Genomic DNA, 23,609 nt, shown 5'->3' on the forward strand with positions numbered 1-23,609 from the left:
ACCGACGAGCCGCACCTTCCGTCACCGATCCATCCATCAAGGAGCCGCAATGCCGTACTGGGAGATCTTCACCCCCGAGAGCGCCTTCACCCCGCAGGACAAGGAACAGCTGTCCCAGAGGATCACCTCGCTCTACACGGACTACGCCTATGACCTGCCCAAGTTCTATGTCGTCGTCCTGTTCAAGGAAATGCCGGCGAACACCATGTACGTCGGTGGTAAGGCGAACAACAACTTCATACGGATCCGCGTGGACCACATCGCCCGGCAGATGGACGACCCCGAGATGCGGTTCCTGTGCATGGAGGTCATCGAGGAGAAGCTGGCGCCGTTGGTCAAGGAGCGCGGCTACGACTGGGAGGTCCACATCGACGAGACCCCCATGGACCTGTGGCGCGTCCAGGGCATCGTTCCGCCTCCGCCGGAGTCCGACATCGAGAAGCTCTGGGCCAAGGAGAACCGGCCCGTCCCCTACGAGCTGACCCGCTGACCCCCTGACCGAGGTCCCGAGGCACCGTGGGGGTCCTGTCCACCGTGCGGGCCCCGGGACCTCATCCATCTCCGGAGGATCCGTCCGAGGAACGCATGATGACCACAGCGCGTACCACCCGCGGCGAGGGCACCCGCTGCCGCATCGACCGGCCGACCTTCGCGGACATCATGTGCGATCTGCGGATCCCGAGGAGCGATCTGGGAGCCGGGGACAGGATTCCCCACATCGACCTGCCGACAACTGACGCAGGCCGTTTCAGCAGCGAAAGTATCGCCGCGGACGGCCGTCCCGTCCTGCTCGTCCTCGGTTCACCGACCTGCTTCACAACGTGACTTCGCCGCCGACGTGCGCAATGCCGCGTCGGCCGACGACACCGCAACCGGAGGTACCTCGTGACCACTGACACCCACTCCTCGCCGGCCGCCCCCATCCGCGCCACGGCCTTCGTCGGTCGCTGGCCGAATGTCCCGGCCGCGGAGTTCCCCGGCGTACCGAACGGCACCTTCTCGCCCACCACGGCCACGCTCGTGAGCGGCGCCACCGAGGTGGTGCTGATCGACGCGCTCTACCTCAAGGACGACGTCCGGGAGCTCGGTGACCTGATCGAGCGCACCGGCAAGAAGCTCACGACGATCTACATCACCCACGATCACGCTGATCACTACCTGGGCTTCGGACCGCTCCTGGAGCGGTTCCCGGAGGCGAAGGCCGTGGCGCTGCCCCACGTGGTCGAGTCCATCAAGCAGAACATGCAGCTCCAGATCGAGCAGTGGCGCATGCTGTTCGGCGACACCTGCGTCATGGCGGGGCCGGTTCCGGAGCCGCTCGAAGGCGACACTCTGTACGTCGACGGATCCCCCCTGCACATCATCGAGGTGAAGCAGGCCGACATCCATCCCACGAGCATCGTGCACATCCCCGAGATCGACGTCGTCGTGGCCGGTGACTCCGTCTACAACGAGATCCACCCGATGCTCGGCCTGTCGACGCCGGATGAGTGGCAGGACTGGCTCGAGACCATCGACACCGTGGAGAAGCTCCGCCCGCGCATGATCGTGTCCGGACACCGCAGGCCCGACGGCGACGACTACGCGGTCGAGACCATGATCGCCCAGACCCGCGCCTACATCCAGGACTTCGCGGCTGCCTCCGAGGTCGCGAAGGACGCCGAAGAGCTGGTGGCCACCATGGTGGAGAAGTACCCGCACCACGGCAACGTCTGGACGCTCCAGTTCTCCGCCGGCGAGGCGATCGCGAAGCGCGATGCCGCTGAGTGACCGAGCCTGTCACCCGAAGCCCGCACTGCTGCCTTCGCGTTGAAACGCGCCACACCACGATAGGTGACCTCACCATGAATTTCGCCTCTCTGCCCGACCGTCGCGCCGCATCCACTCCGGATGGGCCCGCGGTTGCCGACGGGCGTCAGTCGCTCACCGATGCCCAGTTCCTGACCCGTGTCCGGGCTGCTGCCCGTCACCTTCAGGACCTTGGGATCGGTACTGGCGATGTCGTGGCGCTCAAGCTGAGGAACCGCGTCGAGTTCGTGCTTCTGCTGTTCGCGGTCTGGCGGCTCGGGGCGACCGTCACCCCGGTCAATCCGAGCCTGACCGAGGGTGAGGTCGCACGGCAGCTCCACGACTCGGGCGCACGTGTGCTGGTCGTCGAGGACGCCACGACCGCTGCAGGCGTCGCCACGCTGGCCGTCGACGACCTGTACGGAGAGGCGCTGGGGCCGGGGCCGACGCCGCAGCCGGACTCGACCGCGCCGGCACTCCTGATCTACACCAGCGGAACGACGGGCGTACCGAAGGGCGTGATGCTCGACCACTCCAACATCGACGCGATGGCGGCGATGGGGTGCCGGGTGGTCGAGACCGGGCCGACCGACCGCTGCTTGCTGATCCTGCCGCTCTTCCATGTCAACGCCATCGTGGTCAGCGTGCTGATGCCGCTGGTGGCAGGCGGCAGTGTCTTCATCACCGACCGATTCGACCCCAAGACCTTCTTCGATCTCGTCGAGCGGGAGCGGCCCACCTACTTCAGTGCCGTGCCCACGATCTACAACGTGCTCGAGGCGCTGCCGGCCGACGTTCGCCCCGACACGTCCTCGCTGCGTTACGGCACGTGCGGCGCGGCACCCGCCTCCGCCGAGTTGCCGATCCGATTCGAGGCTCGGTACGGCTTCCCCATCATCGAGGGGTACGGGCTGTCCGAAGGAACCTGTTTCTCCACCGTCAACCCCGTCGCGGGTCCGCGCCGCGCGGGCACCGTGGGGGTCGCAGTCCCGGGGCAGGAGCTCCGGATCGTCGACGAGCAGGGCAACGAGCTGCCGACCGGCGTGGACGGTGAGGTCATCGTGCGTGGCCCCAACGTCATGCGTGGCTATCTCGGCCGGCCGGAAGACACGGCGAAGGCGATCGTGGACGGCTGGCTGTACACGGGCGACGTGGGCCACCTGGACGCGGACGGCTACCTGACCCTGGTCGGGCGATCGAAAGACATGATCATCCGTGGCGGCGAGAACATCTACCCCAAGGAGATCGAGGACGTCCTCACGGCTGACCCGTCTGTCCTCGAGGCCGCCGTCATCGGTGTGCCCGACGACAAGTGGGGAGAGGTGGTGGTCGCCTACGTCCAGGCGCGGCCCGGTACGACCGTCCACCCCGCGGCTCTGGAAGCGATGACCGCGCAACACCTCAGTGGCTACAAGCGGCCGACGTCGTTCTTCGTGGTCGACGCCCTCCCCAAGAACGCTGTCGGCAAGATCGACAAGCCCTCGTTGCGGGCCGCTCACGCCGCAGCTCTGTCATCCCACTGACCACCAGCAGATGCCCGGTCATCGAGGGCTCGCCATCTTCTGAGGTCGGGTGGCCCGCGGGGCGGGATTCCCTCCCGCCACCCGATCGTCTCCGAAGGTGCAAGGAGGGCCCGGCGCAATGCTTCAGGGGCATGCTGGTGCGGATGGACGACCGCGAGGCAAGGGGCGAGCATCTGGCGAACGGTTCCACGTTCCGCGCCGCGTCCGACCGCCGCGACTCACCACGGCGTTCGTCAGCCTGCGGTCGCGGACCGGTGGTCGGTGCCCAGCATGGCCAGCACCAGCGTCGCGTAGCGGCGGCCGAGGCTGACGGGTGTGTGGTGACCGCCGGGGGCGTACCAGCGGCTGACGTCGACGCCGAGGGAGAGTACCGCCAGCGCCACACCGCCCGGGTCCTCGGTGCGGAACGCCCCGGACGCGATGCCGGCCGCGATCTCGTCGAGCACCACTTCCTCGGTGCGGCGGCGGAGCCGGAGGATCTCGTCACGGTGGTCCGGCGCGAGTGCGCCGAGCTCGTACTGGACGACGCGGGCCAGCTGGTGGTGGCGGGCGTGCCAGGCGGTGTAGTCGTGAACCAGCGCCCGTAGCCGGCCGACCGCCGTCACCTCCTCCGCCAAGGCGTTTTCCACTGCCGCCAGTGCGCTGCGGTGGCCGGCGAGGCTGATCGCGTGGAGGAGGTCTTCTTTCGTGCGGTGGTGTGCGTAGACGGCCGACGGGCTCATCCCGGCGGCGGCGGCGATGTCGCGGGTGGAGGCGCCGTGGTAGCCGCGGGCGGCGAAGGCCGTGAGTGCCGCCTCGAGGATGCGCCGGGAGCCGGGGCGGGCCTCGCCCCACAGGTCGTCGGTTGCGATGGTTGTCACGCGCCCATTCTCGCGGATCACGTCTGTCGGTCTGCTCAGCTGATGACGAGGCCGCCGTCGACGGTGAGGGTGGTGCCGGTGACGTAGCTGGAGGCGTCGGAGGCGAGGAAGAGCACCGCGGCGGCGAGTTCCTCGGGTTCGCCGGTGCGGGGAAGCGGGATGCGGCGGACGATGTCGTCGATGTTGCCGGCGTCCTGACGGGCGGTCATCTCGGAGGCGAAGTAGCCGGGGGCGATGGCGTTGACACGGATGTTCTTGCGGTGGCTCCACTGGGCGGCCAGGTCGCGGGTGAGACCGAGCAGGCCCGCCTTGGAGGAGGAGTAACCGGCCTGCGGCAGGCCGGTGTTGACGAGGCCGAGGACGCTGGCGATGTTGACGATGGAGCCGCCGCCGGTCATCACCTGGGCTGCCGCCCGGGCCATCCAGTAGGCACCCATGAGGTTGATGTCGATGATGCGCCGGAAGTGCTCCGGTGTCTCCCGGCCGGCCGGGACCGCACCGGCCACGCCGGCGTTGTTGACCAGGACGCCGACGCGGCCGAAGTCCGCGGCGGCCGCCGCGACCGCGTGACAGTCGTCGGGCGAGGCGACGTCGGCCTTGACGCACAGGGCGCGGCGGCCCGTGGCCTCGACGAGGCGGGCGGTGTCGGCAAGCCGGTCGGTGCGTCGGGCGGCCAGGACGACGTCGGCCCCGGCTTCGGCGAGTGCCTGGGCGAAGGCGACGCCGAGACCGGAGGAAGCGCCGGTGACGATGGCGACGCGGTCGTCGAGACGGAAACGGTCGAGGATGTTCACAGAGGGCTCCAGAGAGGTCAGATGGACAGGCCGCCGTCGACGGGCAGCACGGCACCGGTGATGTAGCCGGCCTCCTCGGAGGCGAGGAAGGCGACAGCCGCGCACATCTCGCTCGGGTCGCCGAAGCGGCCCATCGGGATGCCGGCGGTCAGCTCGGCGCGCTTCTCGGCGGGGACGGAAGAGACCATGCGGGTCTCCGCGTTGGGGGAGATGGCGTTCACGGTGACGCCGAAGCGGGCGAGCTCCTTGGCGGCGGTGCGGGTGAAGCCGATGATCCCGGCCTTGGCGGTGGCGTAGTTGGCCTGGCCGATGTTGCCGTGCAGACCGGAGTAGGAGGTGACGTTGACCACCCGGCCATACCTCTGCGCGCGGAAGTGGGGGACGCACGCCCGGGTGAACCGGAAGGCGCCGCCCGCGTGAACAGCCAGTACGGCGTCCCAGTCGTCGTCGGTGAGCTTCCACAGGACGCCGTCGCGCAGGATCCCGGCGTTGTTGACCAGGACGTCGACGCGGCCGGTCTCGGCCAGCGCGGTGGCGACGACACGCTCCGCGTCAGCGCTGGAGGCGACGTCCGCGGCCACCCACAGAGCGTCCAACTCCTTCGCCACCGCACGGAGTTCGTCCTCGTCTCGGTCGACCAGGACCACGTCCGCGCCTGAAGTGCGCAGGTGGCGACCGAGTTCGAGGCCGATGCCGCGGGCTGCGCCGGTGATGATCACGGTGTGGCCGGTGAAGTCGAAGCTGAGGTTGCCCATGGGGCGCTCCAATCCGGATGGTGGTGTCCGCGTCCAAGGGCCTTACAGGCCGAGGTCGCGGCCGATGAGTTCCTTCATGATCTCGTTCGAGCCGGCCCAGATCTTGGTGACGCGGGCGTCCTGCCAGGCTCGGGCGACCCGGTATTCGTTCATGTAGCCGTACCCGCCGTGCAGTTGGACGCAGGCGTCGAGGACCTCGTTCTGCACCTGGGCTGTCCACCACTTGGCCTTGGCCGCGTCCACCGCCGAGAGCCGGCCCGTGACGTGGGCGGCGACGCACTGGTCGACGAAGGCCTGGGTCACCTCGATCTGGGTGACCATCTCGGCCAGCCGGAACTTGTTGTACTGGAACGAGCCCACGGACTGGCCGAAGGCCTTCCGCTCCTTCACGTACTCCAGCGTCTCGTCCAGGATCTGCGCGGCGTGGGCCAGGTTGAGCACGGCGGCACCGATCCGCTCCTGCGGTAGCCGCTCCATCATGTGGATGAAGCCGCGGTCGACTTCGCCGATGACGTTGGCGCCCGGGACGCGCACGTCGTGGAAGAACAGCTCGGCGGTGTCGGCTTCGTGCTGACCGACCTTCTCCAGCTTGCGTCCGCGCTCGAAACCGGGCATGTCCGTCTCCACGGCGAACAGCGTGATGCCCTTGGCGCCCTTCTCCGGGCTGGTGCGAGCGGCGACGACCACGAGGTCGGCGCCGAAGCCGTTGGTGATGAAGGTCTTGGAGCCGTTGAGGGTCCAGTTCTCGCCGTCGCGTACGGCCGTGGTCCGCAGGGCCGCAAGATCGGAACCAGCCGAGGGCTCGGTCATACCGATCGCGGTGACCAGCTCGCCAGCACAGAACCGCGGCAGCCAGCGCTCACGCTGCTCCTCGGTGGTCAGCTCGACCAGATAGGGGGCGACGACCTCACAGTGGATGGTGAACGAGGAGGCGAATGCCACCGACAGCCTGGCGAATTCCTCGTGCAGAACCGCGGTGAAGCGATAGTCGCCCGCCTCGCTGCCGCCGTACTGCTCCGGTATCAGCAGCCCGAGCAGTCCTTGCTGCCCAGCGGCCTTCCACGCGGCGCGGTCGATCGCCCGCTGCCGGATGAACTCCTCCTGGCGCGGCCGCAGCTCGCGCTCCACGAATGCCCGGACGGAGGTCCGGAAGGCCTCGTGGTCGGCATCGAAGACAGTACGGCGCACAGGAGCTCCTCGTCGCTCGCCGGAAACAGGAAGTAAGAAGCAGGAAGGAGGAAGCATGAAGTAAGCGAGTGCATAGTAACTATGCGAGTGCTTAGTTTTCTTGGGCGGGTCGATTCCGTCAACCCCGTCTGCGAGGTAGGCGGACATGACGTACGCCACGGTGGTCCGCCGTCGCGCGTAGTGGAGTCGGATCGGTGGTGTGCTCGCTCCGCAGTGCCGCCGAACGTCTGTATGCGATTGCCTCGGTCGCCGAGGCATGCGGGAGGACGGCGGGCCGGGGCGAGGCGCTCGCCGAGGTACCCGAATCAAGACGAAACGGGCAGGGACCGTCTGGCGCGGACGTACCACGGCGAGGCGCGATCGTCCTATGGAGTACCTGTTCCGGGTGGCTACCTTGCTGACGTAATCCCTGTTCTGCCGGAGCTTGAGAGCCGCTCGCCCGGACAGAACCCACCGCCGGATCTCCGAGAAGAGCACTCAGATGCCCGAAGCCGTGATTGTGTCCTACGCCCGCTCGCCGATCGGTCGGGCGTTCAAGGGGTCGCTGAAGGAGATGCGCAGCGACGATCTCGCCACCCAGGTGATCGCTGCGGCGCTCGCCAAGGTCCCGGGACTCGACCCCGACGAGATCGGAGACCTGATCCTCGGCTGCGGTCTGCCCGGTGGCGAACAAGGCTTCAACCTGGCGCGCAACGTCGCGGTCCAACTGGGTTACGACAATCTGCCGGGCACCACGGTGACCCGCTACTGCTCATCGTCCCTGCAGACGACGCGGATGGCCTTCCATGCGATCAAGGCAGGCGAAGGTTCGGCCTACATCTCGGCGGGCACCGAGGCCGTGTCCCGGTTTGTCAACGGCAACTCGGACTCCTGGCCGGACACGCAGAATCCCGTGTTCGGTGTCGCTCAGGCACGCTCGGCCGTCAGGCAGGCGAGCCACGAGGCCTGGACCGATCCTCGCGAGTCGGGACTGGTGCCCGACGTGTACATCAGCATGGGTGAAACCGCGGAGAACGTCGCCTCCCTCACGGGCATCAGTCGCGAAGAGCAGGACCGGTGGGCGGTTCGTTCGCAGCACCGAGCCGAGGAGGCCGTCGCGCGCGGTCACTTCCGCAAGGAGATCACCCCGATCACCCTGCCCGACGGCTCGACAGTGACCGCGGACGACTGCCCGCGGCCGGGGACGACGCTCGATGCGGTTTCCGCGCTCAGGCCGGTCTTCCGTGAGAAGGGCTCCGTCACCGCCGGCAACTCGTGCCCGCTCAACGACGGAGCGGCGGCCCTCGTCGTCATGTCCGATGTCAGGGCGCGTGAACTCGGCCTGCAGCCGCTGGCCCGCATCATCTCCACCGGCGTGACCGCTCTCTCGCCGGAGATCATGGGCCTCGGCCCCATCGAGGCCACCCGTCAGGCACTCGACTACGCAGGCCTGACCATGAGCGACGTCGATCTCGTCGAGATCAACGAAGCATTCGCCGTGCAGGTGCTCGGCTCCGCACAGGCGCTGCGGATCGACGAGGACAAACTCAACGTCTCGGGCGGGGCCATCGCGTTGGGCCACCCCTATGGGATGACCGGAGCGCGGATCACCGGATCGCTCATCAACAACCTTCAGGCCCATGACAAACAGATCGGCCTGGAGACGATGTGCGTCGGCGGCGGGCAAGGCATGGCGATGCTGATCGAGCGGCTCGCCTAGGGCGTAGCCCGTCCGGTCCCGGCACGCGCCCGTCCGCCCGGCGGGCGTTGGACAGGCAGCCGCGTGCGACGCCGTAACACCAGGGCGGCACGCTGTCGGGGTCGGTCACGGGGCCCTTCCCGAGCCCGGGCAGGTCCTCGAGACTGTGCCAGAGCACGAGCATCGTCTCCGCGAGGATGCCATCTGCCGCGTCGGCGCCTCTACAACGGCGCCCAGTGGGCTCGGGCATGGCCAGGGGGCTGGGAGAGGATGGCCGTCGGCCTCGTCGCGGCCGCACTCTCCGGCTTCGGGGGTGGGGGGCCGCACCGCGTCTCCGCCCGGACGAAGCCTCGGAAGACCGCCGCCCGGGGGTGGCGGACCGTACTCACATGCCCGCCCGGCCCGTGGGCGGCGCGAAGAGCGCACCGGCAAAGCGCCGTAAACCGATCGGTTTTCATTTCGTCCGAATCGAGTTACTCTCGCGGTATGACCACCGAAGTGAAGCCAAGTACCAGGGAGCGGCTGCTGGAGGCGGCGGCCACGCTCACGTACCGAGACGGCGTCGGCATCGGCGTCGAGGCGCTGTGCAAGGCGGCGGGGGTGTCCAAGCGCTCCATGTACCAGTTGTTCGAGAGCAAGGACGAACTGCTGGCCGCGAGCCTGAAGGAGCGCGCCGTTGCCTTCGCGGCGAGGGCCCTGCCGCCGGCGGACGACGGCCGTTCCCCTCGCGAGCGGATCCTGTACGTCTTCGAGCGGGTGGAGTCGCAGGCGGGCGCGCCCGACTTCCAGGGCTGCCGGTATCTGGCTGTGCAGATCGAGCTCAAGGACCAGGCCCACCCCGCGAGCCGGGTGGCCCACCGGATCAAGGCGAACCTGACGGCCTTCTTCCGTTCCGAGGCCGAACGGGCCGGGGTGGGCAACCCTGACCTGCTGGCCCGGCAGCTCATCCTGGTCTTCGACGGCGCCAGCGCCCGCGCCGGCATCGGCGCCGACAGTCTGACCGGGCTCGTCACGCCCACAGTGATCACCCTGCTCGATGCGGCAGGCATGCACTGACGCACCCCCTCTCGAGCAGGCGCCGTGACTGTGCCCTCTCCAAGCCGATGGCTCCGACCCTGGTTCCCCGCAATCGAGGGGGCGGTGGCTGATGGGGTGTTGACGGGCGTGCCGCGCGCCAGGAAGGCCGTCGTCTCGTCGACGTCGGCGCCCAACAGTTAGGCAGCGGTCCCCCGAAGCCTTCTCCAGTCGGCCCAGACCGCTTACGGGCTGACCCGCGATCGGGGTTGGGCCGTGCCGGCCTGGCGGTTCGGCTGGTTGGTGATTCGGTTGGCCGTCACGCGGACGTGTACCAGTTCGGTACTCGGCTTGTGGTGGGTGGTCCGCTGGGCGGCGCGGTCGAGCGGGCCCTGGGTGAAGACGTCGTACCAGCCGCCGAACTGGAAGGTGGGCAGGTCCACCTCGTCGTGCCGACTCCGAAGCGAACCGGCCACGCGTGTTCTGGACGACCACCATGAAGCCCCGCCGGGCCCAGCGGATCGAGCATGACGCCCCTCATGGGCGTCTGCTTGCCATATACGGCAACCGGGCCGGCAGCACCGGCCACGGCCCCGTACCGCCGGGCTGGTAGACATCCGCGCGCGCGGCACCGTCACGCATCTTGCCCGAACGTCGAACTCGATCTGGATCTGCGCCACGCGCCTGCTCCTTTGCATGCCATGACGCCGCCAGACACATGGTCGAACGTGGTCCCCGTCCCGCACTACACCCGAACGGGGGGTGACTACGGCGCTCTCAGCGCGGTCACGCCACCGAGTTCAGCAGGCCGGCCAGCAGGTCTGGCCGTTCCAGGGCGATGAAGTGGCCCACTCCCGGCACCTGCGTGACGTCGGCGGCCGGCAGCAGCTTCTTGTTGGCTTCCCGGTCCGAGGGGCGGGACCAGTCCTTCTCTCCGTAGACGAGGTGGACGGGCGCCTTGACCTCGGGGTAGCGCGAGCGGGCGGCGATGAGGCTGGGCATGTTCTGGTACACGGCCCGGGCGACGGTCGGGTAGCCGGGGCGGCTGCCCACCAGGAGGAGTTCGTCGAGGTAGTCCTCCCGCAGCGCGGTCTTGTCGACCACCCCGCCCTGCAGGATCCTGCGGACGACGGGCTTGGGCTCCACCCCGGCGGCCACAGGGCCCACCCCCGGAGTGAGAACACCGGCGACCACCACACGGGCGAGGAGACTGGACCGGGTGATCCCGCCGGGGAAGTCGTAGGTGTTCACCGCGACGACGCGCCGGACCCGCTCGGGCAGATCGGCCGCTGCGGTCAGGGCGAGCACCGCACCCATGGACTCCCCGACCAACGTGACGTCGTGGAGGTCGAGTTCGGTCAGCAGCCGCTCGACGCCCGCACGCATCGCCGGCTCGTCGTACGACGCACCGGGCACGATCTCGGAGTAGCCCATCCCCGGCAGGTCCAGGGCGTACACGGTGTAGTGGTCCGCGATCAGCGGGATGAGGTGGCGGAAGTGCTCGGCCTGGGTACGCACGGTGTGCAGCAGGACCAGCGGAGCGCCGGTGCCCGCTCTGAGGTAACGCAGGGTCCCCTCGTGGCTGCGGCGTCCCCCGCGCGGGGCGATGGTGTGGCTGGTGGTCCCCGGAACGGTAATCGTGGGACGTGATTCTGAGCTGGGCATCTGCTGGCTCCTCTTTGTGTGAACTGCGGCGGACGGGTGATTCGGACAGGGCCCGCCCGAAGGGGGCGTGACCACGGACCAGGCCTTGGATTCGGGGAGAAACCGACCGGTTTCCATCAGCGTAAACCGATCGGTTTCCGAGTGCAAGGCGGAGGATGCCGGTCACGGTCATAGGGCCAGTGGACAGGAGGGGCGCGAGAGTGGCATCCGCACAGTGGTCGCGGATTTCGCACTCAAGGGCTACTGCGGCACCTCTGGCCGGGTCGCCACTCTCGACGGCCTTGCGGAAGGGGAGCATGAGCCCCCCTTAGTACTCAAAAAGATTAATAGGTGCAATAGAGAGTAGATGGCCCGTTAGGGTTTGTCTACAGGGCAAGTGTGACTATTAGTCAGGTAGTTGATTAATCTGCTAGCGTGCATCCATGGCTTTGCGGAACGCGGTGATGGCCGCGCTGTTGAAGGGTGAGGCGTCCGGGTACGACCTTGCGAAGGCGTTCGACACGACGGTGGCCAACTTCTGGATGTCGACGCCTCAGCAGCTCTACCGGGAGCTGGATCGCATGGAGGCCGAAGGGCTTGTCACGGCCCGCGTCGTCGAGCAGGAGCGCCGCCCCAACAAGCGGCTGTTCTCCTTGACGGAGGCCGGACGGAAGGCCGTCCGCGCCTACACCGCCGAGCCCTTGGGTAAACCGGCGGTGGTCCGGGACGAGTTGCTCGTCAAGGTGCAGTGCGTGGACGTGGGTGACATGGAAGCGGTCCGGACCGCCATCGCGGAGCGCATGGAGTGGGCCACCGCCAAGCTGGCCCACTACGAGCGGCTCCGGCAGCGCCTGCTCGACGGGCGCTCCGAGGAGGCGTACTTCGCCGAGGCCGAGCGCATCGGCCCGTATCTCACCCTGCTGCGCGGGATGTCGTTCGAGCGGGAGAACCTCCAGTGGGGGGACATGGCGCTGCGCAGGCTCGAGCAGCGCACAGCCGTACCGCGGGCCGACGGCTGACCGCGGCGATCCCACCTGCACGATCAGTCAACAAAGTGAGGGGTGGGGCGGCCGTGCCCGCCCTACCCCTCACCGGTGCTCGGACTATGCCCGGGCGAGGAGCGGCTGCGGTTCCTCGTCGGCGGGAATGCGATGGAGTCCCTTGCGGTCGTAGAACCGGGTCACGCCGAAGCCGAAGAGGCCGGCGACCGCGAGTCCCACGCCCAGCATCACCCAGCCCCGGGTCAGGCCCGCGTCGGCCTGGGCGTCGTAGTAGAGGATCGAGCGGACGGCGCCCGTGATCTGGCGCAGGGGCTCGAACTCGCCGAGGACGCGGTAGAAACCGGGGAGGGCTTGGAGGGGGACCGTGGCGCCGGACGTCGGTACCGCCATGGCGATGTAGAAGATCGTGATGAACAGCATCCCCGGCGTGCCGAACACAGCGAGCAGTCCGAGCCCGCCGATGCCGACAACCGCGATCGTGCACACGGAGAAGAGCCACAGCAGGGGCAGGTGAGAGGCGTCCATGCCCATGATGCCCACCGCACCGGCCAGGGCCAGGCTCCCCATGAACAGGGACAGACCGATCATGAGCGTGCTGCTGATGGCCAGGGTCTGGACGCGAGTCGCGCGCAGCAGCGGGTTGTGGACCCGCAGCGGGCCCATGTCGCTGTGGGTGTAGCCGAGGGCGTGGTCCACCTGGCCGCTGATGACGTTGGCGGCGAGCATGCCGCAGACGACGAGGACGAGGGAGTAGTAGAAGGCGCTCAGGCCGAGGCCGCTGTGCGAGTCGAGCGGATGCCCGTCCTCGATCTGCACCACGGCCGGGTCGGCCAGCAGCAGGCGCGCGGCAGCGGGCAGTTGGGCCTGCGCGGCCGCGGCCTGAGCGGTCAACTGTTCACCCACCTGTGCGGAGGCCGACCGCGCGGCCGTCGTCGTGGCCTGCCGCGCCATGCTCGACCCCATGCTGCCGGCGGACTGGTTGGTCAGCACGGTGAGTGTCGGGCGGACGGGCTTGCCGGCCGCCCCGGGGCCGGTGAGGGCGGCGACAGTGGCGGTGAAGTCGCGGGGCACGACGAGCGCGCCGAACAGCTTGCCCTTGCCCAGTTCCTCCTTCATCTCGTCCTCGTCCATCAGCTTCCAGTCGATCCTGTCTCCGCCCTGGGACGACTTCTTGATCGACTGGGTGATCTGTGCACCGAGGTCGGTCTGCTTGCCACCGACCTTCGCCCCCTCATCGGTGCTGACCAGGCCGACGGGCAGCTTGTGCAGGTGATCGGCAGGGTCGATGTTGGCGCCGACGTAGAACACCGTGAACAGCAGTGCCACGAAGCCCACGATGGCGCCGTTGACGGTCCACAGACGCTTCGCGCGCAGGACGCGGAAGGGGTGGGCGTTACTCATTTCCAGCTCCGGTACGAGGAAGAGAGAAGTGCGGCAGGAGGAGCCGCCGGCGTCGTCGCGGGCGGGGTCTCATACGGCTGAGGAGGTGTCCCCGGTGGACGCGGCCACCGGAAGCAGGGCCGGTCGCTTGGCCCGGCGGCCGTCGCCGGAGGAGCGGCCACGCAGTCGGCGGCCGACCCAGGGGCCGAGGAAGGTGCCGGCCCAGCGCAGTTCGGCACCCATGGTCCTCCAAGCGGAGATGTCTGTCCCCTCGGCCGGAAGGGGAAGGGTCCACTTGTCGTCGCTGCCCGGCAGGCCGAGCGCCTGGGCCGCGGCAGCCGCGATGCGCGCGTGTCCCAGTGGGCCTGCGTGCAGCCGGTCGGTACTCCACAACCGCGGATCGGTCGCCGCCGCGTGCGCGGCGGTCTCCGCCACCACCACGCCCTGGCGGCCGGCGGCCTCCCGGATGCGCGCGTTGAGTGCGAGCACGCGGTGACCGATCGGGCGGGCCAACGGCGTGATACGCCCGACATCGGGAAACATGAGGGTCGCGACGGTGGCGCCCTGGGCGGTGAGGGCGGCGAACATCGCCTCGACATGGCCGGCCACCTCGTCGAGGTCGCAGCTCGGACGCAGCACGTCGTTGACCCCGGCGACCACGGTGGCGAGGTCGGGCCGCATCGCGAGCGCCGGAGCCAGTTGCTCGGCGCGCACCTGACCGGCCTTACGGCCGCGCACCGCGAGGTTGGCGTAGAGCAGGCCGGGGCTGTGGCGGGCGACCTGCTCGGCGAGCCGGTCCGCCCAGCCCCGAAGGCCACGGACGTCGTCGCCGTCCCCGAGTCCCTCGGTGTGACTGTCACCCAGGGCGACATAGCGCAGGTACCCACTGCTCGACACGGGGCCGACCGCCTCTCGTCAACGCTGCTGGCAGAAGTGGCACACGGCCATCACTAAACAACTAGGCACCTAGTTGCATTATTGAGTATGAAGATAGCCGCCGGGCTCACCTTCCTGCAAAGTGACGCCGCTCATGCAGGAGTCGAGGCCGTCGAACTGGTCCATGAGATCAACCTGGGGGCCACGGCCATCGGCACCGGCCGCAACGCCCCCGCCGGCTACGCCGAGTCGGCCCGCCGCCACCTCGCCGACATCACCGGGCTGTCCCTGGTCACCGCCGCCAACCTCGTCGAGGCCACCCAGGACCGCGGCGCGTTCGCCCAGGTGTCCGGTGTGCTGAAGCGCGTCGCCGTCAAGCTCTCCAAGAGCAGCAACGATCCGCGGCTGCCGTCCTCGGGGCCGTGCGCGGGCCTCGGTGAGATCGACCCGCCGCCGGTGCAGGCGGGTTCGTCCATCATGCCCGGCAAGGTCAACCCGGTGATGCCCGAGGTCGTCGACCAGGTCGCCTTCGAGGTGATCGGCAACGACGTCACCATCACCGGTACACGGCGGCCACGGACATCGCCAAGGAGGCCCTCGTCAGCGGCCGGGGAGTCGCCGAACTCGTCCTGGAGAAGGGCCTGCTGCCCGCCGCTGCCGAGGGCGTGGTGGGGCAGCAGACGTCGTTGGCTCATCAGACGGCCGACGTGGTCCACTGGTGATCCACACCGGCCGACTCAGGCCCCCCAGAGGCCTGTTGCAGAGGCTGTTGCCTCTGCCTGCCTCCGAGCGACCCGGGTCGAACCGGGGTCGAATCAGAGCGGTTTCCGCTGACTGCCTCCGCTCGCCTCTGTAACCCGTCCTAGCAGGTCACAGCCTCATCGCCCCCACACAAGCGCAGGTCAGAGAGATGCGCTAGCTGCACCACTGGTTCCTGGCGAATGCGGTGGTGTGGGGCATGGCGTTCCCGTCCCTGTCGGCGGGGCGTCGTCGCCCCGCGTGCCGTGGTTGGACCAAGGGGTGGGAGGGCGGAGAAGTTCGTTCGACATTCGGCCACAGCCGTGCGGTGGCGCCGAGGTACTTGACTCGGCCTAGAAGGTCAGGACCAGCCGGCCTCGAACGCCGCCTGCGGCGAGGAGTCGGTGCGCTTCGGCGGCCTGTTCCGCCGGGAGGGACCTGGCGACCCGGAGAGTGATGAGGCCGTTCTCCACCTGCTGGCGGAGTGCGTCGAGTTTGGCGTGCTCCCGGGCGTAGCTGAACACGACGATCGGCTCGAAGGCGACGCTTCGTTCGCCGGGGGCGTCGTAGCCGCGCAGTGTCACCACCCGGCCGCCGTCGCGGACCGCTCGTGCGGTGGGAGCGCCGAGTGACGCGCCGTCAAGGAGTCCGTCGACGCCCGCCGGGACCTCCGCGCGTACCCGGTCCGGGTATTCGGCGCCGCGACGGAGTACGACGTCGGCGCCGAGTTCCCTGATCAGGGCCTCGTCCTGCTCCGAGGCGTCGGCGACCACCCGCAGTCCGTCCGCCTTGGCCAGCTGGACGGCGTATCCGCCCACCGCTCCGGCCGCTCCCGTGATCGCGACGGTCCGGCCGGATTCCAGGCCGAGGGTGTCCAGGGCCAGGCGCGCGGTCAGTCCGTTCATCGGGAGGGAGGAGGCCTGCGCGTCGCTCGCGCCGTGCGGAGCGCGGACGACCGACTCGGCCGGAACCACGACCTGTTCGGCGTACGCACCGCGTGAGCCGTCGGCGAGCACGATCGCCATCACGCGGTCGCCGACGCTCAGCTCCGTGTCCGTACCCGTGCCGATCTGGTCCACGATGCCTGCGGCTTCCATGCCGGGGACGAACGGCGGCAGGGCGTCCGGCGACCGGGCGGGGCCGCCGCGCTGGAGGGCGTCCACAGCGTTGACGGTCGCGGCGTGCACCCGGATGCGCACCTCACCCGGACCGGCCTCGGGCGCGGGCAGGTCGAGAACCCGAAGCACCTCCGGCCCACCGAATTCCGTGAAACCTACAGCCTTCATTCGAAGCACCTCATCGCTTGCCATGCGGTCGTTGAGGTGTCCGACCCTTCCGTCTCGCGTGCGCCCGCAAAAGGGGAAGGATTCTGGCTGGGGTGCCTTCATAGGGGGGACGAGTCTCTCCCCCCATGACAGCGGTGCCGACGAGAGAACGCACAGCTCCTGGCGGTTGTGCCGGGGAGAAGGCTCAGGTGGCGGTGTCGGACGGTGTCCGCTTCTGCTTCTGGTCCGCGGCCCAGGAGGCCAGGAGGCGCAGCCCGTCGTGGGACGGGGAGGCGGGTTCGGCGTTCCACACGATGATGTGCTGGTCGGGGTCCGTGCCGCAGGTGAGTGTGTTCCAGTCGAGGGTCAGCTCTCCCACCACGGGGTGATGAAGCTTCTTGACGCCCTTGCCGCGCATCGCGACGTCGTGTTCGGTCCACCACTGCCGGAACTGTGTGTCGCGGGCGGAGAGTTCCTCGACGAGAGCGGCGAGGCGCCGGTCGTCGGGGTAGCGGGCGCTTTCCATGCGCAGCTGGGCGATGGCCAGCCGGGTGACCTCTTCCCAGTCGGCGTACAGCGTGCGCATCCAGGGTTCGGTGAACAGCAGCCGGACGAACACACGCTCGTGTTCCGGGTAGCGCCCGAAATCGGTCCACAGGGCGGCGGCGAGCTGGTTCCAGCCCAGGATGTCGGTGCGCCGGCCGATGACGAAGGCCGGGGAGGCGGTGAGATCGTCCAGCATGCGCTGCAGCTGGGTATCCACCTGCTGGCGCTCGCGTGACGCGGAGGGGCGCACCCTCTCCTTCGCCGCGAGGTCGAAGAGGTAGGTGCGCTGGTCGTCGTTGAGGCGGAGCGTTTTGGCGAGTTCGTCGAGCAGGGGAGCCGATGCCTGGAGACGGCCCTGCTCGATGCGCGTGTAGTACTCGGTGCTGATCGCGGCGAGAAGGGCCACCTCCTCACGGCGCAGACCGCTCACACGCCGCCGTTCCCCGGCCCGGAGTCCGACCTCGGCAGGACTCAGTTCGGCACGGCGGGCCTTGAGAAACTCACCCAGCTCGTTCAGATGCGGGTTGCGGTTCATGAATTGCAGCCTCGCACAGGAACCCCGGAGCTGTGACGGTGGGTGATCCCGTCCATGTTGGGCTTTACCTGTATATGAGGATGACATTGGCTCCGACCTCGACGACAACAAGGGGAACAGAACTCGGCGGCCCGGGGTGTGTACCGGGCCGCCGAGCGAATACATGGCTCTGGTGTCAGCTCACAGTGCCTTGAGCAGTTCCCGGGCGAGGAGTACCGCGGAGCCCGGGTTCTGGCCGGTGAGCAGGGTGCGGTCCGTCTCGACGTGCGGGGCGAACGGCTCGGTCTCGCGGTAGTCCGCACCCAGTTCGTCGACAAGACGGTCCTGCAGCAGCCACTTCGCGCGGTCCGCGAGACCGTTCAGCTTCTCCTCGGCGTTGGAGAGGCCGGTCAGACGGTAACCGGCGAACGGGGATGTCCCGTCCGGGCCGATGGTGGCCAGCAGCGCCGCGGGGCCGTGGCAGACCAGCGACACCGGCTTGCCCGAGGCGAGCCAGTCGGTGAGCAGCTTGCCGGAGGCGGCGTCATCGGGCAGGTCTTCCATCGGGCCCCAGCCGCCGGGGTAGAACACGGCCGCGTAGTCGTCGATGTTGACGTCCTCGATGCGCATCGGGTGCGCCAGCTCGGTCGCCTCGCGCAGGGCGGTGCGCATACGCTGCGCGCCTTCCTCGCCGCCGTTGAAGTCCGCGGTGAGGCTGAGCGCGTCCGCTGTGGGCGGCACACCGCCGGGCGTCGCCGCCGCGATCTCGAATCCGGCCTCCTTGAAGACCTGGTAGGGGCCGATCGCTTCCTCGGCCCAGAAACCGGCCGGCTGCCGGGTTCCGTCGGCCAGCGTCCAGTGGTCGGACGCGGTGATCACGAAGAGGATCTTCGCCATGGGTGGATCTCCTTGAGAGGGGTGGTCTCAGCCTTTGAGGGCTTCCTGCAGGACATGGCTGTCGGCGGCCTGCCGCATACTGACGGCCTTGCCGTCACGGACGGTCCAGAAGTGGATGAACCGGACGTCGACCGTGCTGCCGGACTTGGTCTCGGCGTGGTAGTGCCCAAACACGAAGACGTGGCCTTCGTCGTCCGCGTAGAAGTCCTCGGGCACCGCGCCCAAGGAGACGATGTTCGGCATCGGCGTGCCGAAGAAGTCCTTCGCCACGCTGTCCCAGCCGTGGTAGACGCCGCTGTTCGGGAAACCGGGGGTGATGTCCCAGACGAGGTCCGGGGCCATGACCTCCGAGGTGACCTCGGGCGCCATCCGGGATTCATAGACCCGCCGGATGAGAGCGAGATGCGGGGATTCGGACATGATCTTGCTCCTGGTACGCGGGAAATGGATACGCATGACATGAAAGGAGGGGCCCGGTAATTGAGCCGTGAGGGCCGCCTGTCCGGCATGGAAGATCGCTGCCCTTGGTGGAATTCCGGCCCGGCGTCAGGCCCAGGCTGATCGAGTGCGTCTCGGCGAACGCGTGGAAAGCCGCGGCGCCGGTATCACGACCACGTCGGCACCGGCTCCCGCCGCGCCACATGCCACGGCCGCGGCGACGGCGGCCGTACGCCCGTGGCCCGATGAAAGCCGACGGCGGTCGTGGTGCGGCCGGAAGGGGACATGGTGATCGGCTCCTCGAAAGTCTTCTTCCGATGTGTGACCGAGCATCGCATCGGAAGAGCACGCTGTGAGGGGTAAGAAATTTTCCCCTGCCTACCGCTCGCCCGGGATGAGAATCCGGTCCGCCGGCCGGACCTCGCAGAGCGGCCCGTTCCGGTGCACGGGGAACTGCGAAATGAGTCGCACCTTCGGTAATGAACAACTCTTTCGTCCTGCAGGGAAGGCACGGGACAGCTGCCGCCGGTCCTGAGTCGAGAGTAAGGCACCTTAACTGACATCAAATGCTTGATCTGCGACAGTCGCCTGAAGTACTTTGAGGACGTCGTCCTGATGGCCCGCCGTCTCGACCGGTGCCGGACCTGGCTGTCGAACTCCGTAAGGCCTGTGCAGCAAGGAAGTGACCACCAGTGAGCACGATGAACCCCTCCGATACGGCGTCGGCCTCCGGCATGAGCGAAGCCCGGGTGGTGGTGGCGAGCGCATACGGCGGACCTGAGGTGCTGTCGGTGATCGACGAAGCCGTACCCGAGCCCGGGCCGGGCCAGGTGCGTATCGCGGTCCGTGCCGCCGGCGTCAACCCCTTCGATCAGAAGGTGTACAGCGGCGCCTTCGGCACCTCTCCGGGGAACCTGCCGCTACGGCTCGGTCTGGAGGCGGCAGGAGTGGTGACCGCGGCAGGCGAGCACGCGACCGGCCCCGCGGGTCCGGTCGAGGTCGGGGACGAGGTGATCGCCTACCGTGCGCCCGGCGCCTATGCCGCCGAACTCGTCGTCCCGGCCTCCTCGGTGGTGCCGAAGCCCGCCAACCTGTCCTGGGAGCAGGCCGGCGGGCTGATGGTCGTCGGCGTCACCGCCGTGCACGCTCTTGAGGTGATCGGCCTGCGCAAGGGCGAGGTGGTGTTGATCCACGGCGCTGCCGGCGGAGTCGGTCTGATGGCCGTGCAGCTGGCGGTCGCGCGCGGCGCCACCGTCCTGGGAACGGCAAGCCCGGCCAGGCACGACCTGTTGCGCGAGCTGGGGGCGGTGCCGGTCGCGTACGGGCCCGGTCTGGCGGACCGGGTACGCGCGGCGGCACCGGAGGGCGTCCACGGGGCGGCAGACCTGGTGGGCACGGACGAGGCGGTGGACGTCTCCGTGGAACTCGTGGCGGACCGTTCCCGCATCGCCACCATCGCGGGCTTCGCGCGCGGGGCCCAGGCCGGCATCAGACTTCTCGGCGGCAGTCCCGGCGCGGATCCGGGCACGGACATCCGCGACGCCGCCCGCCTGCAGCTCACCGAGGCCGCGGAGGCCGGGCGACTGCGAGTCCTGATCGCCGCCAGCTACCCGCTCGACGAGGCCGCTGCCGCCCATCGCGAGATCATGGCAGGTCACACCAGCGGAAAGATCGTCCTGGTGCCGTAAGCCAAAACCCGGTGTCAATGCCCACGTGCGCAATGGTCACCGGCGGTCCGTGAACGGAGCCCCATCCGGGGAGGTACGGGTCATCGGCGATTCACGGCCCGCGGGTGCTGCTCGACTCTGCCGTCTGCTGGACAGCCGGGGCTCCAGGGCTAGTCAGAGGAGCGACTGTCGACGGCGAGGGCATCGGGGTTCAGTTCCTCGACCAAACGGTGGAGCAGTCGGTGAATGCCGTCCTTGTCGTCCTCGGAGAGTGGTGAGGTCGTCTCCCGTTCGATCCGCCGGGCGATCGACGCGGCACGAGCGGCAGTCGCCTCTCCCTCGGTGGTCGCGAACAGGCGCACGCTGCGGCGGCTGGTCGGGTGCGGCTCACGTCGTAGTAGTCCTCGCTCGACGAGCTGACTCACCGCCGCCCCCATGGACTGGGCCGTGATGCCCGAGCGGCGCGCGATCTCGGCGGCCGACACCCCCGGCGTCCAGAGGACCTGCTGCAGTGCGTTGTGCTGCGCCAGCGTGAGGTCTTCCGCGCGCAGTGCCCGCTCCAGCCGTCCGGCGATGATCTGGGAGAACTGCCAGGCGAGGTATCCGGTGGTGGGGAACGCGGCGTCGGTCACGGCCGAAGTCTACGAGAGCGGGGTGCGTTGCTCGCGGGGCCGTAACCGAGGAGCCGGGTCAGTTGGCGGCTGTGCGGCGGGGTCCGCGGGCATCGAGCCGGAAGAGCACCACGGCGGCGACGAGGATCCATGCCACCAGGACGACGATGCCCGCGGTGAGACCGTCGTTGTTGAAGTGGGACAACCCCTGGACAGCTCGTACGCCGACTCCCACCGGGAGGACCTCGGAGAGCGGATGCAGCCAGTCCGGCAGGTAGGCGGTGGGCAGCGTGCCACCGCTCGTGCTGTTGCCGAAGGTCAGCAGGACCACGGCGGCCAGCGACATCCCGGCGCGGCCGAAGAGGCGCATGAACGTCATGGTCGCGCTGCCGACAGCAGCGGCCATCAGCGCGATGATCCCCGCGATGCCCAGGAAGGGCCCGGGCAGCGCGGCGAAGCCGAGGCTGCCGGCCATCGCCGCCACGAGGACGCCGGCCAGGATGCTGAAGGAGGCCAGGCTGGCCAGTCTCCACCGGTACTCCAGTCGCGGAGCCATCTGGTAGGTCATCATGCCGAACAGGAATCCGGCCAGTACGACGCCGAACCCGGCGTAGAACACCGACATGCCGCGGGTGTCGCCCGCCGAGGCCGGCACGAGGTCGCGCACGGTCAGCCGCTCGTCGTCCGCCTTCGCGATGCCGGAGAAGGCGCCGGTGACCGTCGAGGTCACCGAAGGGCCGTTGGCTCCGGCGTACAGCAGGGTGGCGGACTTCCCGGGGCCGGTGACGTAGGCGGCGTACACCTTGCGGTCCTCCAGCGCGCGGCGGGCCGTGTTCTCGTCGGCGTAGCGCTTCACCTCGAAGCCGCCGGGCAGTCCGAGCTCCAGCCCGCCGGTGACCTGTTCGAGCTGTTGGGTGGTCCCGACGACGGCGACCGGAAGGTCGTGAGGCCTGGGGGCGTGGAAGGCGGCCAGAAACACGCTGACGAAGATCGAGCCGATGACCAGCACGATCGCGACCGGTAGCAGAACTCCCTTCGCTCCGGTGGCGCCTTGCGGTGCTGGAGCGGTGTCCATCGCGTGGTGATGGGGCGCGTGGTGCGCCTCGACGGAAGTGGTGGGTGATGTGGGCATGGGAGAGGACTCTCCGTCTCTGGTTGTAAGGTGCCTTATAGTTCTATCATGGAAATATAAGGTGCCTTACTGTCGGAGTCGCTCATGAGCCGCACGCACGCAGATCCGTCCACGCGCATGGGCTACCTGGCCTGGCAGATGGTCCACGTGATGGGAACGCGGCTGGAGAGAGCGTTGCGGTCGCTCGACCTCACGGCGGCGCAACACAACGCGTTGCAGCACGTCGGCTGGACGCCCGGCATCTCCGCCGCGGAAATCGCGCGTCGGACCGGCTTCACTCCGCAGTCCATGGGTGCCGCCGTCAACGCGCTGGTCGACCGTGGACTTCTGGCGCGCCGCGAGCATCCTTCGAACCGCAGAACCGTGCGGCTGGCCATCACCGGCAGCGGCGCGAAGCTCGCCGATCGGGCGCGGGAGCTGGTGGAGCGACTGGACACGGAGGCCCTCGCGGCCCTCGCCCCCGCAGAGCGGGCGCTGATTCATTCCTTGCTGCTCCGCGTGCTCGCCGAGCTCAATCCTGATGCCCTGCCGCCGTTGGATCCGCGTGGTGCGGACTCCGGAGCGGCGAATCTTCCGGACGCGGCCCTGGGCTGCGTCCGGGAGGGCTGAGGGCGCTGTGTCCGTGTCCGGGAGAGGCCGGACGGAGGCCACTCCTAGGGCCTGTCTGACAATTCCCGTCTGCCCCGCGACGCCATGCACGCCCTCTCGCCGCACCGGGCGCAGACCCGAGTACATCCAGTACGAGGCTCTACGCCCGGCACGCCGAGAGCACGCACCTGACGCCGCGAGGCCGCCCTCCGGGCGACGACGGGAATTGTCAGACAGGCCCTAGCGCTCCAGCACCGCGTAGTCGTACGAGATCCTGTCTCCGTCGGCCCTGGTCACGGACACCATGATCTGCTGTCGCTTCCCGTCGGCGGACGTCACATTGCACTCGACCGAGTCGCGCTGCCGTGCGTTGAGGCCTCCGGCGCAGCTCACGGATTTCGGCTTCTCCTGGAAGAGCGGCAGGGAGTAGTTGTCGCGGACCTGCTTCTCGACCTCCGGACGGCTCACGGTCCCGGTCGAGTTGGCAGTGCTGGTCGACTCCGTGCTCAGCAGCCGAGGCACGGCCACGAACGCGAGCCCGCCCATGGCCAGGGCGGTGGCGGTTGCCAGGGAAGCGGCGAGGTATTTCATGTTTCTCTCCTGCGATGCGTTCGCTGCGGTGATGCTGTCACCGGGAGAGTGGCCCACCGGACGGTGGCCGTGCTTCGGCCCGCCGGCCGAGAGCGTGCTGCCGGGGTCGGCCCGTGGGCCG

24 protein-coding genes and 1 pseudogene are annotated in these 23,609 nt (G+C 68.8%); 10 read left to right on the forward strand and 15 right to left on the reverse strand.

Features of this window, described 5'->3' with window-relative positions; genetic code table 11:
* Positions 1-49 precede the first annotated feature (49 nt).
* From PV734_RS17890 to PV734_RS17905, 4 genes are all read left to right on the forward strand, one after another.
* Complete coding sequence (locus tag PV734_RS17890; RefSeq protein WP_319290260.1) at positions 50-490, forward strand: tautomerase family protein; 441 nt, start codon at positions 50-52, stop codon at positions 488-490.
* A 98-nt stretch (positions 491-588) separates the two neighbouring features.
* Positions 589-825, forward strand: a complete 237-nt coding sequence (locus PV734_RS17895) for a hypothetical protein (protein ID WP_319094901.1) — start codon at positions 589-591, stop codon at positions 823-825.
* A 60-nt stretch (positions 826-885) separates the two neighbouring features.
* On the forward strand, positions 886-1,770 hold the full coding sequence (locus PV734_RS17900; protein ID WP_319094902.1) for an MBL fold metallo-hydrolase: 885 nt from the start codon (positions 886-888) through the stop codon (positions 1,768-1,770).
* Positions 1,771-1,844: 74 nt separating this feature from the next.
* Positions 1,845-3,311, forward strand: a complete 1,467-nt coding sequence (locus PV734_RS17905) for a class I adenylate-forming enzyme family protein (protein ID WP_319290262.1) — start codon at positions 1,845-1,847, stop codon at positions 3,309-3,311.
* A 233-nt stretch (positions 3,312-3,544) separates the two neighbouring features.
* Here PV734_RS17905 and PV734_RS17910 read toward each other — a convergent pair whose 3' ends face one another.
* The 4 genes from PV734_RS17910 to PV734_RS17925 are packed head-to-tail and all read right to left on the reverse strand — an operon-like array spanning position 3,545 to position 6,908.
* Positions 3,545-4,171, reverse strand: coding sequence for a TetR family transcriptional regulator (locus PV734_RS17910; RefSeq protein ID WP_319094904.1), 627 nt, complete (start codon positions 4,169-4,171; stop codon positions 3,545-3,547).
* A 35-nt stretch (positions 4,172-4,206) separates the two neighbouring features.
* The gene (locus tag PV734_RS17915) at positions 4,207-4,965 is read right to left on the reverse strand and encodes a glucose 1-dehydrogenase (protein WP_319094905.1); all 759 of its coding nucleotides are present in this window, start codon (positions 4,963-4,965) and stop codon (positions 4,207-4,209) included.
* Positions 4,966-4,982: 17 nt separating this feature from the next.
* Complete coding sequence (locus PV734_RS17920; RefSeq protein ID WP_319094906.1) at positions 4,983-5,720, reverse strand: SDR family oxidoreductase; 738 nt, start codon at positions 5,718-5,720, stop codon at positions 4,983-4,985.
* 42 nt (positions 5,721-5,762) lie between these two features.
* Positions 5,763-6,908, reverse strand: a complete 1,146-nt coding sequence (locus tag PV734_RS17925) for an acyl-CoA dehydrogenase family protein (protein ID WP_319094908.1) — start codon at positions 6,906-6,908, stop codon at positions 5,763-5,765.
* 481 nt (positions 6,909-7,389) lie between these two features.
* On the opposite strand from PV734_RS17925, the gene PV734_RS17930 reads away from it, so the two are divergent.
* The gene (locus tag PV734_RS17930) at positions 7,390-8,607 is read left to right on the forward strand and encodes an acetyl-CoA C-acetyltransferase (protein ID WP_319290263.1); all 1,218 of its coding nucleotides are present in this window, start codon (positions 7,390-7,392) and stop codon (positions 8,605-8,607) included.
* Between the two features lie 465 nt (positions 8,608-9,072).
* Positions 9,073-9,642: a TetR/AcrR family transcriptional regulator gene (locus PV734_RS17935; RefSeq protein ID WP_319290265.1), complete on the forward strand. Its 570-nt coding sequence runs from the start codon at positions 9,073-9,075 to the stop codon at positions 9,640-9,642.
* Between the two features lie 203 nt (positions 9,643-9,845).
* Here PV734_RS17935 and PV734_RS17940 read toward each other — a convergent pair whose 3' ends face one another.
* Together PV734_RS17940 and PV734_RS17945 are read right to left on the reverse strand one after the other, a co-directional pair.
* Entirely contained in the window at positions 9,846-10,076 is a 231-nt protein-coding gene (locus PV734_RS17940) for a hypothetical protein (protein ID WP_319094911.1), read from the reverse strand.
* 310 nt (positions 10,077-10,386) lie between these two features.
* Positions 10,387-11,265, reverse strand: a complete 879-nt coding sequence (locus tag PV734_RS17945) for an alpha/beta hydrolase (protein WP_319290267.1) — start codon at positions 11,263-11,265, stop codon at positions 10,387-10,389.
* 422 nt (positions 11,266-11,687) lie between these two features.
* On the opposite strand from PV734_RS17945, the gene PV734_RS17950 reads away from it, so the two are divergent.
* A complete protein-coding gene (locus PV734_RS17950; RefSeq protein ID WP_319094913.1) occupies positions 11,688-12,263 on the forward strand; it encodes a PadR family transcriptional regulator in 576 nt (191 codons plus the stop codon).
* An 84-nt stretch (positions 12,264-12,347) separates the two neighbouring features.
* Here PV734_RS17950 and PV734_RS17955 read toward each other — a convergent pair whose 3' ends face one another.
* Positions 12,348-13,646 carry a DUF3533 domain-containing protein gene (locus PV734_RS17955; RefSeq protein WP_319290269.1) on the reverse strand — a complete coding sequence of 433 codons (1,299 nt, stop codon included), beginning with the start codon at positions 13,644-13,646 and terminating at the stop codon, positions 12,348-12,350.
* Positions 13,647-13,715: 69 nt separating this feature from the next.
* On the reverse strand, positions 13,716-14,522 hold the full coding sequence (locus PV734_RS17960) for an SGNH/GDSL hydrolase family protein (protein ID WP_319094916.1): 807 nt from the start codon (positions 14,520-14,522) through the stop codon (positions 13,716-13,718).
* An 81-nt stretch (positions 14,523-14,603) separates the two neighbouring features.
* On the opposite strand from PV734_RS17960, the pseudogene PV734_RS17965 reads away from it, so the two are divergent.
* Positions 14,604-15,223: pseudogene (locus tag PV734_RS17965) on the forward strand (lyase family protein); the annotation flags it as partial.
* A 369-nt stretch (positions 15,224-15,592) separates the two neighbouring features.
* Here the strand turns inward: PV734_RS17965 and PV734_RS17970 are convergent.
* The 4 genes from PV734_RS17970 to PV734_RS17985 all read right to left on the reverse strand — a co-directional run bounded on the left by PV734_RS17970 (position 15,593) and on the right by PV734_RS17985 (position 18,881).
* On the reverse strand, positions 15,593-16,525 hold the full coding sequence (locus PV734_RS17970; RefSeq protein WP_319290271.1) for an NADP-dependent oxidoreductase: 933 nt from the start codon (positions 16,523-16,525) through the stop codon (positions 15,593-15,595).
* 184 nt (positions 16,526-16,709) lie between these two features.
* Positions 16,710-17,585, reverse strand: coding sequence for a helix-turn-helix domain-containing protein (locus tag PV734_RS17975; protein ID WP_319290273.1), 876 nt, complete (start codon positions 17,583-17,585; stop codon positions 16,710-16,712).
* Positions 17,586-17,765: 180 nt separating this feature from the next.
* Positions 17,766-18,461 (reverse strand): type 1 glutamine amidotransferase domain-containing protein, encoded by a 696-nt coding sequence (locus PV734_RS17980; protein WP_319290275.1) that lies wholly within the window; start codon positions 18,459-18,461, stop codon positions 17,766-17,768.
* 27 nt (positions 18,462-18,488) lie between these two features.
* Positions 18,489-18,881: a nuclear transport factor 2 family protein gene (locus PV734_RS17985; protein ID WP_319094920.1), complete on the reverse strand. Its 393-nt coding sequence runs from the start codon at positions 18,879-18,881 to the stop codon at positions 18,489-18,491.
* A 773-nt stretch (positions 18,882-19,654) separates the two neighbouring features.
* Between PV734_RS17985 and PV734_RS17990 the strand changes: the two genes are divergently transcribed.
* Entirely contained in the window at positions 19,655-20,587 is a 933-nt protein-coding gene (locus PV734_RS17990; protein ID WP_319094940.1) for an NADP-dependent oxidoreductase, read from the forward strand.
* A gap of 149 nt (positions 20,588-20,736) precedes the next feature.
* Here the strand turns inward: PV734_RS17990 and PV734_RS17995 are convergent, their stop codons facing one another.
* Both PV734_RS17995 and PV734_RS18000 read right to left on the reverse strand, forming a co-directional pair.
* Positions 20,737-21,198 carry a MarR family winged helix-turn-helix transcriptional regulator gene (locus PV734_RS17995; protein WP_319094921.1) on the reverse strand — a complete coding sequence of 154 codons (462 nt, stop codon included), beginning with the start codon at positions 21,196-21,198 and terminating at the stop codon, positions 20,737-20,739.
* Positions 21,199-21,256: 58 nt separating this feature from the next.
* On the reverse strand, positions 21,257-22,309 hold the full coding sequence (locus PV734_RS18000) for an ABC transporter permease (RefSeq protein WP_319094922.1): 1,053 nt from the start codon (positions 22,307-22,309) through the stop codon (positions 21,257-21,259).
* Positions 22,310-22,393: 84 nt separating this feature from the next.
* On the opposite strand from PV734_RS18000, the gene PV734_RS18005 reads away from it, so the two are divergent.
* Complete coding sequence (locus PV734_RS18005; RefSeq protein WP_319094923.1) at positions 22,394-22,918, forward strand: MarR family winged helix-turn-helix transcriptional regulator; 525 nt, start codon at positions 22,394-22,396, stop codon at positions 22,916-22,918.
* Between the two features lie 219 nt (positions 22,919-23,137).
* Here PV734_RS18005 and PV734_RS18010 read toward each other — a convergent pair whose 3' ends face one another.
* Positions 23,138-23,488: a DUF4333 domain-containing protein gene (locus PV734_RS18010; protein WP_319290277.1), complete on the reverse strand. Its 351-nt coding sequence runs from the start codon at positions 23,486-23,488 to the stop codon at positions 23,138-23,140.
* Positions 23,489-23,609 lie beyond the last annotated feature (121 nt).

It is taken from the genome of Streptomyces sp. AK08-02 (assembly GCF_033795085.1).
Classification (GTDB): Bacteria; Actinomycetota; Actinomycetes; order Streptomycetales; family Streptomycetaceae; genus Streptomyces; species Streptomyces echiniscabiei.

Bases quoted from the DNA above. Each gene is read 5' to 3' on its own strand.
- PV734_RS17955 (WP_319290269.1), bottom strand. From the start codon at position 13,646: ATGAGTAACGCCCACCCCTTCCGCGTCCTGCGCGCGAAGCGTCTGTGG.
- PV734_RS17945 (WP_319290267.1), bottom strand. From the start codon at position 11,265: ATGCCCAGCTCAGAATCACGTCCCACGATTACCGTTCCGGGGACCACC.
- PV734_RS17970 (WP_319290271.1), bottom strand. From the start codon at position 16,525: ATGAAGGCTGTAGGTTTCACGGAATTCGGTGGGCCGGAGGTGCTTCGG.
- PV734_RS18005 (WP_319094923.1), top strand. From the start codon at position 22,394: ATGAGCCGCACGCACGCAGATCCGTCCACGCGCATGGGCTACCTGGCC.
- PV734_RS17905 (WP_319290262.1), top strand. From the start codon at position 1,845: ATGAATTTCGCCTCTCTGCCCGACCGTCGCGCCGCATCCACTCCGGAT.
- PV734_RS17950 (WP_319094913.1), top strand. From the start codon at position 11,688: ATGGCTTTGCGGAACGCGGTGATGGCCGCGCTGTTGAAGGGTGAGGCG.
- PV734_RS17975 (WP_319290273.1), bottom strand. From the start codon at position 17,585: ATGAACCGCAACCCGCATCTGAACGAGCTGGGTGAGTTTCTCAAGGCC.
- PV734_RS17935 (WP_319290265.1), top strand. From the start codon at position 9,073: ATGACCACCGAAGTGAAGCCAAGTACCAGGGAGCGGCTGCTGGAGGCG.
- PV734_RS18000 (WP_319094922.1), bottom strand. From the start codon at position 22,309: ATGCCCACATCACCCACCACTTCCGTCGAGGCGCACCACGCGCCCCAT.
- PV734_RS17890 (WP_319290260.1), top strand. From the start codon at position 50: ATGCCGTACTGGGAGATCTTCACCCCCGAGAGCGCCTTCACCCCGCAG.
- PV734_RS17895 (WP_319094901.1), top strand. From the start codon at position 589: ATGACCACAGCGCGTACCACCCGCGGCGAGGGCACCCGCTGCCGCATC.
- PV734_RS17920 (WP_319094906.1), bottom strand. From the start codon at position 5,720: ATGGGCAACCTCAGCTTCGACTTCACCGGCCACACCGTGATCATCACC.
- PV734_RS17980 (WP_319290275.1), bottom strand. From the start codon at position 18,461: ATGGCGAAGATCCTCTTCGTGATCACCGCGTCCGACCACTGGACGCTG.
- PV734_RS17985 (WP_319094920.1), bottom strand. From the start codon at position 18,881: ATGTCCGAATCCCCGCATCTCGCTCTCATCCGGCGGGTCTATGAATCC.
- PV734_RS18010 (WP_319290277.1), bottom strand. From the start codon at position 23,488: ATGAAATACCTCGCCGCTTCCCTGGCAACCGCCACCGCCCTGGCCATG.
- PV734_RS17930 (WP_319290263.1), top strand. From the start codon at position 7,390: ATGCCCGAAGCCGTGATTGTGTCCTACGCCCGCTCGCCGATCGGTCGG.